The organism is uncultured Gimesia sp. (assembly GCF_963972345.1).
In the GTDB taxonomy this organism is placed as follows: domain Bacteria; phylum Planctomycetota; class Planctomycetia; order Planctomycetales; family Planctomycetaceae; genus Gimesia.
The window spans coordinates 20,839-34,558 of record NZ_CAXAVM010000067.1; the positions used below are offsets into that span (position 1 = coordinate 20,839).

Here is a 13,720-nt window from a genome sequence, read left to right on the forward strand (position 1 = left end):
CCGGTTGTATCGTCCGAGGGGCTGTGTTCAAGCGTGTGTGGATTGTGATCTGCGCACGGCAGGCACAGAGAAAGTCCATCATCGACTTTCTGGTATGGATGGTATTGTTCTATTGAGATTGGAATTATCGAGAACGGCATGAGAAGCACAAGAGGAGATGAACTGAATCAGTTGGCGATACGGGTTGACAGCGGAGCGATGGAGGGGGGAGCCGAGGCGATATCGAGACGAAAGTGTGGGGATGTGTGTCGATCCACACGGGGGCATTCGAGCAGTGATTGCGAAAAACGGTCTGAAACAAGGGGGTTGTATGGTGCTGATGTTTTCACGAATGCGAGTTCTTTCCCTGAAAAAGTAATGGACCACGCGCGCGACCCGGAAAGACGCTTATTCTGAACGTATGCCTGGCGGTGTCAAGGGGAGTTTATTCAGTGGAAAACAGCCGGTTTCGGATATGACTTTACAGGGAAGCAGAGAAAAAGGAGGGATTCAGAAATCAGAGTATTACGGATTGAGTTTGTTATGGAACCATTCAGAAACACTTTGTTTCAGGTACTGGCCTGTTGAATAACCGGTGGGACGAGAGGTGACCGCCACGCGCTGTCCTGCGTTTAGTTCTGAGGAACTGTGTGCAGCAAGGGAGACGATGAGATTGAAGCGGGGTTTGAGCAGCTCGAATTCGGATTGGGTTTCGCTGGTCGAAGCAACTGGTTTGACGGGCAGGTCACCGCCATAAGAGGCCGCCAGGGCGGGGTGATTTAATGTGACCGAGGCGCGGGGGACGACTTTTTCAATGGCACAGGAGAGTAATGGCTTATGTGGAATATGGACTGTCACCGGTTGTCCGGACGTCTTCAGAAAGTGTTCCAGGTCGTTCTGGGCAACGGCGACGTGCAGTTCTTTCTGGTTTTCGTTTCCAATGGAGATAATCGTGTCTCCCTGATTCACGTAAGTGCCAAGTTTTGAGGCGAGATTGCGAGTGACGACTCGGCCGTTGATTTGAGAGTGGATGGTCAGTTGGTGAAAGAGTTTTTGTTTTTCAGTGAGTTTTGATTGCAGTGAGTGCAGGGTTTCCAGTTCAACCTGTTGATCGGCGATCTGTCGTTTCTGTTCATACTGATGAATGCGTAATTCGGATTGCTGGATTTCGATTTTCAATTGAGCGATTTCGACATTCAGTTCCGGGTTCTCAAGTTGGATCAGCGTCTGCCCCTGTCTGACCTGCTGGCCACTGTTGACATGGATTTCCCTGATGAACCCGGGGATTTCGGCGTGTTCTATACTTAAGGGAGCGTACTCGACAATCGCAGGTGCCTGAAAATTTCCAATCCATGGAACATAGCGAAATATGAAAACAGTTAAGAGCAACAATGTGCCCGAGATCAGACAGAATCTGCTGCGGCTGGGGCTTTCGATGGAATTACCAAAAGCGATGTATTTCGCACAGCGGCAGGCCGGTTGAATGATCCACAATACAATGGCAACCAGGGAGAGGATGATACCCGCTCCCTCCAGGAACGTTGCAGCTGTGACCGTTAAAGTAATACAGACGATCACACGCCAACAGAAGGATGTAACACCGTAGGCAGCGATGAGGAGATGGTCGCGCGGGGACCAGTCGGGGAGCAGGGTGTTGACTCCCAGGAAAAACCGTTTGGCCCACTGGTGAAACCAGAGTTGTCCGTTCGAGTAAAGATTGGAGATTCGAAGCAGATCTGTCAGAATGTAATAGCCATCAAATTTCATTAACGGGTTCAGGTTGAACAGCAGATTTGCGACACTCGCTGTGACCACGATATTGAAGCAGAGATGGTTCAGCCATTCCTGTGAAGTGTAGCCCCACAGGCAGGCGGCGATGGCGGCGATTAACAGTTCGATATAAAGTCCCGCGGCTGCAACATGGATGCGTGCCCAGCGCGAGGAGAAATTCCAGCAGGATGTGACATCAACATAGGGCAGGGGAGCAAACAGAATAAACAAGATGCCTGCTTCCCTGACGGTTCCTCCATAACGTTTGCAGACGATTCCGTGAGCGGTTTCGTGGAGCAGTTTCAATACGACCCAGCAGCCTGCCAGCCAGAGCCAGTTATCAATTGAGAGGATTGTTTTAGAGGAATTACAGAAACTGCTCCAGTTCGATCCGATTCGAAAGCTGGCAAACAGCAAAAGCAGCAACCAGCCGATGAGGATCTGCGGATGAAACAGCCAGCCCCAGAGTTGTTCGGCCCTGGTAAAAAAATGATCGGGTTTACCAAGCGGGAAACGAAACAGGATGAGATTGAACTTTGATTTGTTCGGTTTTGAACTGTTGACGTTTGCAGACGCCTGGTGATAATGCGGGTTCTGATGACGGATGAGATCCCTGCCAAGTGCCCACTGACAGAGGCTGACGATGTCATCGCTGGTGAGGTGATGGAATGGCATCTCTGTTGACATTCTGCTGTAACTGTCCTGAACGGTGGACTGTCCATCAAGAAGTTTCAGGAAGGCATATTCTGTCACGCCTACTCGAAAATAGCGGGAATGCAGAGGATCGTTGAGTATGTAATATTCCTGTCTGTTCTCAGTCTGCAGCGTAAAGATCAATTCTTCACGCAACTTGAGACGGCTGCTGAAAATGTCACAGATACTTAATTCCAGGTTCATGGTTTACTCAATTTATTGTCCCGGCGACAAGGGGAATTCTTCGGCGTCGTGTCAGATTAGCGTCAACTTAAAACAGATATTTTCGCAGCAGATTCCAGGGTTTGTGGAATAGAATCCAGTAGACAGGCTGCCGGGCAGTTTGAATTCGGGCACGTCCCTTCATACCGGGACGGAGGAGTCCCTGGCTGTTTGCCAGGAGGGCGTCCGCAACAAAGATATTAGCGTCGTCCCGGATTTCTGAACGGGGATGAATTCGATCGAGGCTGAGTTTCTGATCCGTTTCCGGTAAGGCATCTAATTGAACCTGCACGCTTTGCCCTGCTGTGACATGGCAGATTTCTGCATCAGGGACTGCGATCTCCACGAGCATCTTTTCCAGTGGTGCGATCTCAAACATCGCTTCTCCAATCTCCAGCGGCGCGCCTGCGGCCCAGTTCAGAGTTCCCGAAACAACAATGCCTGCGACGGGACTCCTGATCTCTAGATTGTTTATCCGGTGGTCGAGTAGTTCGATTTCCAGTCCCAGGCGTTCTGCTTCAAGTCGTGACAGTTGTTGTGTTGCATACTCACGAGATGCCTGTGCAGAATCTCGGCGTTTGATGGCCTGTTTTTGATCCGCAATCAGACTGGCACGTTTCCATTGCAGTTCACGTGGATCCATGCGGGCAAGTACATCTCCCTGATGAACCAGATCACCGGGCTCTACCAGCAGTGTTTCCAGAGTTCCTTTAAAAGGAGCGACCACAAAACGTCGCATGACGGGTTCAACCTGGCATTCACAGCTGACCTGATAGGGCCATGGCAAAAACAGGATGGAAGCCAGAGCAAATAATGTTACCGCTGTCAGAAGACCGGTTCTGCCACAGAGTCGTTTGCTGATCACAGATTTCCAGGCTTGAGCTCGCGTTGATCGCTGCTGTATTCCATTGAGTGAATTCGCCAGGGGCGTTGCTGCCGCTTCGAGTAAACAGCGGGTGCTCTCCATACGGTCGAATGCGATATCGATGACACAAAATGCTCCGGTTGTTTCGTTGTCCGAACTATGGAAAGGCACCATCAAAATGGTTTGCGCATTTTGCTGGATGCCTAGTGTTTTTAACGAAACCAGATCAAGGGTGGATTCATTCTTTTCAGTAGACCAACTGGTTGTCGTACTTCGCTGGATGGTCTCATTCATGGCTGATTCAAGTGTTTCGACCGATTGAGAAGCTTTGTCAAAATCAGAACCGCCTGAAATTGAAACGAGCTGGCAACATGAGTTCGATCCCGATTTCATGCCGATGGCGATTTGTCGACAGCCCAGGTAGTCAGCGAGTTCATTTGCGAGGTATTGGTTCGCCTGCGACCGGGTAGCTGAGAGTGCGATGCCGGAGAGAAGTTCGACGATAGCTGCGGAATCGTGCGCCTGTTGTTCGTTTTTTAAACTATCATTTAATACATGCCACAAAACAACATGACTGACAAACATCTGCAGGAGTAGAGAATACGATTCCGTCGAATCCGTTGCTGGGAAGACAGCGCCAATCGTTTCGGCTTCCTGGCCCCGTATCGAAATGGGAGCTGCATAAAGTACGAATTCAATGTTAATATACGGCTGGATCTCGACCTCATTACTGTCTGCGCATTTCAGGCAGACACTTTTCAGCTGTGACAGGATTGCAGAGTCGAGTGTTGACGACGACTGATTGTATAACAGACGTCCGTCACTGAGCTGGTTATCCTGGTTCCTGCTGTAATGCAGAATGCAACACGGCTGGCAGTGTTGAGTCAGTACTTGCACAAGCGACGTAAAAAGTTGATCTGGCGAATCTGAAGTCAGCGTGCAACGCAGCAGTATTTTCTGCAGACTGCGATGTCGGCGTCCCTTGCTGGTCAGGATGCGAACCTGCTTTGATTGTGAATGAGGCGTATGGGCCGAATGCATGGGGCTATCTTTCAGATTGGATACAGCAACGTTCTCCACTGCGAAAACTGCCATTACGGTTGTCGATCCGGACTTTGACTAAAACGGTTCCGCTCTGGGCATCTGTGACAGGCGAAATATATTCAACCGTGCCTTCTGTTGTGGCATTATTGATTCGGAATGTGACTTCGATTTTGTCATCGATTTTGAGTTGAGACGCCTGTTGAGGCGTGAGGGTGAAGAATGCCAGTAACCTGTCGATCTGCACAAGCGTCATCGTTTCCGGACTGTTGGGGGCTACGAATTCCCCTTGTTCTTTGTGGATCAGATTGACTACTCCGGAAATCGGTGCTCGAATGGTGCGTCGGCTGATTTGCGTTTTGATCTTCTCGTATTCGAGTCGGCGGGTCGCGATGTCTTCTTTCACTGACTGAATATTCGCTTTCGCGATATGCTCTTCACATATTGCCCGGTCGAGTTCTTCCTGACGCGCATTGCCTTCCAGCCGGAGTGACTGCAGAATCCGGAATCGTTCTTTTTTCAGTTGCAGTTCGGCTTTAGCACTCTCCAAGCGACCTTGTGCATTCATGTTCTGTTCTGCTATGGCAAGCATTGCCGATTGAATGTCGCTGTTCAGACAGATCAGTGGGTCCCCCTTTTCCACAGCCTGGCCTTCGCTGATATAAACTTTCTCAACAATGCCTGTTTCATCTGTCGCAACTTTGATCGTACGGTAAGGCTCGGTATAACCTTCCAGTTCCAATGCCAGAGCCGACCAGGGATTGCAGAAAAGCCATCCCATCGCAGCTAAGATCATCCAGGCATAATTCTGTGATCGATTCATTAGTTCTCAACCCTTGACACAGGGGTCTGAATAGGGGAAATCAAATAGTGCCGATTAACCCGGAGCACGACAGGCTGCATTAGTGAGCCAGTCGTCATGTTTCACGAGCTGTTTACGGCCTCGCATGGCATTCCGTTCGGCTGAACGCTGCATTTTTGCGATGTGGTGATTCAACTGGTTGGTGACCGCAATCTCACCGTTCAAGTCTGCCTGTCGTCTCAATGAATGTCTCCCGTCGGGCATCTGTTCCAGAAAGAGGCGGTCCTCGATCGACGCAAAGATCTGGCTGGACCCTGGTTCGCCATTTCGGGCGGCGCGACCCATTAACTGCATGTCGATTCTCGAAGAGAGCTGTAATTCGGTGGCAATCACATGTAACCCCCCCGCTTGAATGGCTTCTGCCCCCAGTTTGATATCGGTACCACGTCCCGCCAAATTCGTCGCAATGGTGATTGTCCCGGGTTCGCCTGCCGAGGCGATCAGCTTTGCCTCTGATTCATCCTGCAAACCGTTGAGAACCTGATGAGCTATGTGACACTGGTCCAGCAGCCGGGACAGGCGTTTGCTGGTATGAATGTCTGAAGTACCTGCCAGAACGGGGCGTTGAGTGGAATGAATTTCCTGTATCGATTGTACAACAGCCTGTTCTCGGGAATCCCCATCCACAAAAAGCCGGGGGGGCAGGTCGATTCTCCGGCAGCGTTTATGAGGCGGGATAACACAAACTGATAATCTGTAGATATCGCTTAACTCCTGCTGGCATCCCTGAACGGTTCCTGACATCCCCGTTAGCATATTGTACAGGTGAAAGAATTTCTGTCTCCTGATTCTGGCGATCGGACGGTTTTCGTTTGTGATCGTTCCCGCTTCTTTGGTTTCGATAGCCTGGTGCAAACCATCACGCCAGGTCCTGTCTGTGAAAATGCGACTGGTATGGGGATCGACGATCTGGACTTTCTTGTCGCGAAATATGTAGTGGACTTCACGCTGGTAGAACAGCTCGGCACGCAATGCCTGTTCGACATATTGCCGCCAGGGCCGATCCAATCGTGTAGAAGGGAGTTGCCGGACATCTGCCGCCAGGCGGGCGATTCCTGTGTCTGTCATCTGTAATTCGGACGTCGCCGTATTTACCACATAGTCGTGATCTGTCTTGAGGGACAAAGCAGTTGAGCGCGCGGCCTGATACACGTCTGCATTGTCAGCGGGACGTCCTCCCTGTGAAGAAAGTACCAGGGGGACGGTGGCCTCATCGATCAGCACACTGTCCGCTTCGTCGACGATTGCAACAGCATGTTCCCGCTGGACCGGTTGGGGGTCTGATGCTGGAATGCCAGATAGTCGACTGGAAAATCGACTCCCCAGTCTGTGTCGTTTTTGTGAAAACAGGTTGACTTGATCTCGAAGATAATCAAAACCGAATTCATAGCCGGGGCCATAGATGATGTCTGCCTGGTAGGCGCTTCGCTTTGTTTCCACAGAGAGGCCGGGTTGATTCAATGCTGTTGTGAAACCCAGCCGCCCGTAAACTGGTGACAGAGAGTGGAAGTCCCGCTCTGCCAGATAGTCGTTCACGGTCATGACATGCACGCTTTGACCAGTCAACGCAAACCAGCATGCCGGAAGGACCGCCGTGATGGTTTTGCCTTCACCGGTATTCATCTCTACGATCTCACCACGAATCATCGCCAGTCCGGCCAGCAGTTGTTCGGGAAAGTAAGTCAGGTCCAGTACACGCCGGACAGACTCGTAAGTCAAAGCAAAACACCGAACGGTCATTTCTTCCCGATCAGCTGCGAGATGCGGATTCAACCTTCTCAGGTTCTGGCATCGAGTTCTCAGTTCGGAATCGTTCACAATTACAAGTGAGTGGGCGATCTGACTGATTTGTTCCAGGATCTGTTTGCCAGCAGCTGGTTGGGGAGACCGAAGCCAGCGAGGAGTAAGTATCATGAGTTCGTCTCCCCTAGCAGTGAGGGATCAACGGCTTGAGACGGCGCCTGTGGTTCTGAGTATTCGTCGCTGACAGGCACTTCCAGCAGGGGGTCTGTTTCGAAGGGCATGTCGACATGTTCCTGACGCAGAATGGTTCCCGTTGACCGGTTGAGTTTCGTCAGACTCATCACGTGATCCACCTGGGCTGTGACGAATGCCTGTTCTGCTTCTGCCCGTCGGTCCTGGGCATCGATCAGATCTTCCAGCAGGAAACTGGAGGATCGATCATGGCCGGGCAGCATTTCCCACCGACGTTTCAGATATTCGGCATCCGCGTTTGCTGCTTGCAGTGAATGATACTGGCTTCGTAAATTACGATCAGCGGTCTCCACGTACCGGACGGCTGTCTCGACTTCTGCCCGCAGATTATCGACCGTCAATTCAAATTTATTTAATAACCGCCGCAGTTCCACGGTGCGCTGGAGATGCTGCGATTTGGCCTGTTGCCTCCAGAGAGGGACTTCGAAAACAAAGCCGGCAGTATAACTCGGTTCGCCCACGCTGAATTGATCGACCCAGGCTTGCGAAATGTTGAAGTCACCTTTCAATCCTGTCAGATACGTTTCCAGAACCAGGTCGAGTTTTGGCAGCAGGTCATTGCAGGCGACTCCCAGGCGAACTCGAGCCGCCTGGATTTCCTGAGAAGCGATGTCGACTTCTGACCGGTATTCCATAGCCGTTGCCATCGCATCCTCCACAGTTACAGGAATTCGCAGGTCGTTTGGCTGCTGGATGGAAATCAGTTCCAGGTGAGTACTGGAACCCAACTGGGGTGAATTGACCAGGGAACGCAGGCGGGTTTCGGAATTCTGGACGGCAGCTTCCGCACGAATCACTTCAGATTCTCTTCTGGCAACGGCGGCGCGAGCCCGGGCAATCTGGCTTTGCAGTGAATCAAGATTGTATCGCTTTTCGAGGTAGGTCTGGATCTGGCGACCATCCTGCAGATGTTTCCGCTTCTGTAAAAAGATGACGCGATTCAAATAGAGTTCCCAGTAGGTTTCTGTGACGTCCAGCAGATGATCCTGCAGAGCTGCTTGAGTTCGATCTGAGGCAATACCGGTATTCAGTTCCGCCAGCACAATCAGACTCTCGTTATAGGCCTGCCCCCTCCCGTTCAGGAGCGGTTGATTGAAGCTTAACGTCAACCGTGCATCACCCTGATTGGGAGGGACAAAGAAAATCGAATTACTGGTATTCATTCCGAATTGCTGAGCGAGCTCGATCTGCCCCCCCTGGATATGTTTCCGACGAATGCCGATATTGGTGCTCCAGTCATTCTCTCGCAGACGACTGAAATCGGTTCCCGTATCGAGCGTACTGCTGGCTGGCACACTGATGCGGTTGAATTTCGACTCGAGAAACAGTTTGGGATCAAATTCCGACATCGCCTGGGTGATCGCTGTTTCTGCGATGATGGGATCATCATTAATCACTCGAATCTGGGCCGAGTTCATCAATGCTTCCTGGATCAGTGTATTCACATTGACCGGGCTATGGGGTATCTCAGGCCGAAACTGCATGGTAACGCTGCTGGTCCACCAGGGTGAAAAATCGGGTGGAATGACATGTAGATTATCCCGGGTAGCTTCCTCATCATGAACTACTGCAGGAGTGAGCCTGCCATGGAGCGGGGGCAATGGAAATTGTTGGGCGCTGGTTTGGACAACAGTCTCTGTGGGGGCAGACACGATGTCGAAATTGGGGGTTAATAACTGGACTGGGGTGTTATCGCTGGGTTGGTGATCGGAATCCGCGCTCCCGGTATAAGCGGTCAGAGAGATGTCATCATACCTGGAACCTTCCTGTTCTGACTCAGCCCTCTTGTGCTGTGAAGGAGGGGATTGACCCAATTGCGAGTGCTCATTTTTCGGGATCAGCGCGCAACCTGAGCAGGCCCATAAGACCAATAAGAGGATTGGCCCACATCGGCAGTCGGTCTTAAATACGTTTGAGGTAAAAACCTTCTGCATTGCTTATATACCACTGACATAAAAGTTCCTGTAATCGTTATCACTTCTTTAAATTACGGAACTTGAACCATTCATATAGCATTATGAACACTTAAGGTGTTTGCCTTACAAGTGTGCACAGTGGAAACAATGGAATGTACAAAGATATGAACTGCGGCATGCGATTCCTCACATTCTGTTAGAAATGTGTGACCTATATTTTTTGAGCCGGGTTGGATCAGGTCTTTCCTGCAGGGAAGGAGGTGATTCACGGCATTGACCTCTGTAGCGCAAGATGCCCCATAGAAAGTGCTCAGCAGTGTATTGGAATCCATTCAAATCCCGAAACAGAAGACGATTCAATCGGTATGGTCAGCGTACGGCCCTTGATGCATCTCAGCTCGAAGAACTGCTGATGCTGAGTGCTTCTCCGCTGGCTGCTGTGGTACTTGACCCGGCTTTGACAAGCGATGCTGGCTTGAACGAGTCAAGCAGTGCCTCCTCCATGGTCATGCCGGAAACAACAGAGACTGTGGCCCAGGTTGTGGATGTACCCCAGGAGAGTACTGTGGGACCGGGCGGATCAGACCGTAATCTCCTGCAGCAGTTTGGACTGGCAGATTCAACAGATGAAATGCAGCGAAACCTGGAGCTGGTCTTCATAGATGAGGCGACTGAAAACTTTCAACAGCTGATTGAAGACCTGATTGCTCAGGGAGATGATCAGTCTCAGATTGAAATCATACTGCTGGACAGCGAGCAAGATGGAATTCTCCAGATCAGTGAAGTATTGGCGGATTATTCCGATGTGGATGCAATCCATATTGTTTCGCACGGTAATGATCACGCTGTCAAACTGGGGGCAACCTGGCTGAGCCTGAATAACCTTAACGAGTATTCAGAGCAGATTGCTTCCTGGGGTAATGCCTTCACTGCTGAAACAGATCTGCTGTTTTACGGATGTAATCTGGCAGGAAGTGATTCCGGGCAGGAACTGCTGGGGGAAATTCAGACACTCACAGGAGCCGACATCGCTGCGAGTACGGATGAGACAGGTTCCGCGGCACGGGGCGGCGACTGGGATCTGGAATTTGAATCAGGAAATCTGGAAACACAGGTCATCTTTTCAACGCTGCTTCAGGACAACTGGCAGGGTCTGTTCGCTACCGAGACGGTGCTGGATCAGTTCAGTACGCAATCGTATGGAAACAATCACGGCTCACAAAACTGGAGCAGTAACTGGGTGGAATATGATAATTCAGGAAGTGCCCAGAGCGCCAGCAATGGTGATGTAAGAATAACCGGCGGTAACTTGAGAATGGTAGGTGACAGCGGCACAGAGAACAGCGTGACCCGTGAAGTGAACCTTTCTACCGCTCACGATGCAACCTTGTCGTTCGACGCACTGTCAAGCGGTACAGAATCGGACGACCAGTTCTCAGTCCAGATCTCCGATGATGGCGGTGGTTCCTGGACTGTTCTGGACGTACTGACCGATTTTACCGGTAGCTACAATCAGGATATCTCTGCCTGGATGTCTGCGGATACACAGATTCGCATTCAGATCGATACCGGATACGACGGTGGGCTGCTGGGGTTATTATTTGTTGAATACTTATATATTGACGATGTGCAGATCAGCTATACGGTGAATAACCCGCCCGTGATCACTTCGGATGGCGGTGCTGCGACGGCTGCGGTCAACGTTCCAGAAAACTCGACTGCCGTAACCACGGTGGCAGCCACCGATGCTAACCTGGATACAATGAGTTATGCAATTACCGGAGGGACGGATGCTCCTGCGTTTGCCATCAACAGTTCGACGGGAGAACTCTCTTTCCTTGCCACACCCGATTTTGAGAGTCCCGCCGACAGCGATTCGGATAATGTGTATGAAGTGATTGTCGGAGCCAGTGACGGATTTGGAGGCACCGATTTTCAAACCATCTGGGTCACAGTCACTCCTGTGAACGAAGTTCCGGCAGCTGCCTCCAATACGGTGACGACCAGTGAAGACACAGCGTTCGTCTTTACCGCGGCTGACTTCAATTTCGATGATGGGGACGGCGATCCCTTGGCGAGTGTGAGAATCTCGTCGCTGGAAACTGTGGGAACCTTACAATTGTCCGGCGTGGATGTGACATTGAATGAGGTCATCAGTCGAGCAGACATTGACGCCGGCAACCTTACTTACTCACCCGTTACCAATGCAAACGGCGCTTCTTACGACAGCTTCGGATTTGTGGTGAGCGATGGAAGTCTGGAATCGCCTTCCGCCAGTACGATGACGATCGATGTGACGTCTGTGAATGATGCTCCGACGGCAACAGGCAATACAATCACAACAGATGAAGACACTCCTTACACTTTCACAGCATTAGACTTCAATTATAGCGATATTGACGGTGATTTGCTGGCAAGTGTGCGGATCAGTGTGCTGGAAACGGTGGGTACGTTACAGCTGTCGGGAGTGGATGTGACGTTGAATCAGATCATCAGCCGAGCGGACATTGACGCTGGTAACCTGACTTTCTCACCTGTCACGAATGAGAACGGCGCTGCTTACGACAGCTTCGGATTTGTCGTGAGCGATGGAAGTCTGGAATCCTCTTCCGCCAGTACGATGATCATCGATGTGACGTCGGTGAACGATGCCCCAATGGCTTCGGCTAACACTGTTACAACAGATGAAGACACGCCTTACACATTCACAGCGTCTGACTTCAACTATAGCGACATCGACGGTGATTCGCTGGCTAGCGTGCGAATCAGTTCTCTGGAAACGGTGGGTGCATTACAGTTGTCGGGCATGAATGTGACGTTGGATCAGGTGATCAGCCGGGCGGACATTGACGCTGGTAATCTGACTTTCACACCCGTTGCAAATGCGAACGGGGCTTCCTATGACAGTTTCAGTTTTGTACTTAATGACGGTACGAGTGACTCATCTGCAGCATATACCATGACCGTGGATGTGGTGCCGGACAATGATGGGCCAACATCTTCTGACAATACAGTAGTGACGAGTGAAAATATTCCCTATACATTCGCAGTCATCGACTTCAATTTTAGTGACATTGATGGCGATTCGCTGGCGAGTGTGCGGATCAGTTCTCTGGAAACAGTGGGTGCGTTACAGTTGTCGGGTGTAGATGTGACGTTGAATCAGGTCGTCAGCCGAGCTGACATTGATGCCGGTAATCTGACTTTCACTCCGGTAGTTGATGAGAACGGAACAGCTTACGACAGCTTCGCATATGTAGTGTATGATGGCACAGTCGAGTCTGCCATCACTAACACAATGACCATTGATGTCGGACCAGTAAATACCCCACCCGCTGCCGTTGATAATACTGTTTTTATCAGTGAGGATATACCATATATCTTCACAGCCGCTGATTTCAACTATAGCGACATTGATGGAGATTCGCTGGCGAGCGTGCGAATCAGTGTGCTGGAAACGGTGGGTTCGTTACAACTGTCGGGCGTGGATGTGACCTTGAATCAAATCATCAGCCGAGCGGACATTGACGCTGGTAACCTGACTTTTATACCAGTCACGAATGCGAACGGGACTGCTTACGACAGCTTCGGATTTGTGGTGAGCGATGGGATCCTGGAATCACCTTCCGCAAGTACGATGACGATTGATGTGACGTCTGTGAATGATGCCCCGATAGCCTCAGGAAACACCGTGACGACTGATGAAGATACACCGTATGTATTCTCGGCGTCTGATTTCAACTTTAGTGATATAGATGGTGATTCGCTGGCAAGCGTGCGGATCAGTGTGCTGGAAACGGTGGGTTCGTTACAACTGTCGGGCGTGGATGTGACCTTGAATCAAATCATCAGCCGAGCGGACATTGACGCTGGTAACCTGACTTTTATACCAGTCACGAATGCGAACGGGACTGCTTACGACAGCTTCGGATTTGTGGTGAGCGATGGGATCCTGGAATCACCTTCCGCAAGTACGATGACGATTGATGTGACGTCTGTGAATGATGCCCCGATAGCCTCAGGAAACACCGTGACGACAGATGAAGATACACCGTATGTATTCTCGGCGTCTGATTTCAACTTTAGTGATATCGACGGTGATTCGCTGGCGAGCGTGCGAATCAGTGTTCTGGAAACGGTGGGTGCATTACAACTGACGGGCGTCGATGTGACGTTGAATCAAGTGATCAGCCGAGCGGACATTGACGCTGGTAACTTGACATTCTCACCCGTTGCCAATGCGAACGGGACTGCTTACGACAGCTTCGGATTTGTGGTGAGCGATGGGATCCTGGAATCACCTTCCGCAAGTACGATGACGATTGATGTGACGTCTGTGAATGATGCCCCGATAGCCTCAGGAAACACCGTGACGAC

At 50.8% G+C, this 13,720-nt stretch carries 6 protein-coding genes; 1 reads left to right on the forward strand and 5 read right to left on the reverse strand.

The genetic code is table 11. The annotated features are described in order from the left end of the window. Positions 1-504: 504 nt before the first annotated feature. The 5 genes from AACZ40_RS13230 to AACZ40_RS13250 all read right to left on the reverse strand — a co-directional run bounded on the left by AACZ40_RS13230 (position 505) and on the right by AACZ40_RS13250 (position 8,911). Positions 505-2,646, reverse strand: a complete 2,142-nt coding sequence (locus tag AACZ40_RS13230; RefSeq protein WP_291179362.1) for an efflux RND transporter periplasmic adaptor subunit — start codon at positions 2,644-2,646, stop codon at positions 505-507. A 67-nt stretch (positions 2,647-2,713) separates the two neighbouring features. Further along, positions 2,714-4,570 (reverse strand): HlyD family efflux transporter periplasmic adaptor subunit, encoded by a 1,857-nt coding sequence (locus tag AACZ40_RS13235; RefSeq protein ID WP_291179359.1) that lies wholly within the window; start codon positions 4,568-4,570, stop codon positions 2,714-2,716. 4 nt (positions 4,571-4,574) lie between these two features. Then, the gene (locus AACZ40_RS13240) at positions 4,575-5,393 is read right to left on the reverse strand and encodes an efflux RND transporter periplasmic adaptor subunit (protein WP_291179356.1); all 819 of its coding nucleotides are present in this window, start codon (positions 5,391-5,393) and stop codon (positions 4,575-4,577) included. Between the two features lie 54 nt (positions 5,394-5,447). Further along, on the reverse strand, positions 5,448-7,346 hold the full coding sequence (locus tag AACZ40_RS13245) for a hypothetical protein (protein WP_291179353.1): 1,899 nt from the start codon (positions 7,344-7,346) through the stop codon (positions 5,448-5,450). Beyond that, on the reverse strand, positions 7,343-8,911 hold the full coding sequence (locus AACZ40_RS13250; RefSeq protein WP_291179350.1) for a TolC family protein: 1,569 nt from the start codon (positions 8,909-8,911) through the stop codon (positions 7,343-7,345). The genes AACZ40_RS13245 and AACZ40_RS13250 overlap by 4 nt, the downstream gene beginning before the upstream one ends. An 844-nt stretch (positions 8,912-9,755) precedes the next feature. On the opposite strand from AACZ40_RS13250, the gene AACZ40_RS13255 reads away from it, so the two are divergent. Beyond that, the coding region (locus tag AACZ40_RS13255) for an Ig-like domain-containing protein (protein ID WP_339674628.1) at positions 9,756-13,720 on the forward strand (3,965 nt) is incomplete at its 3' end.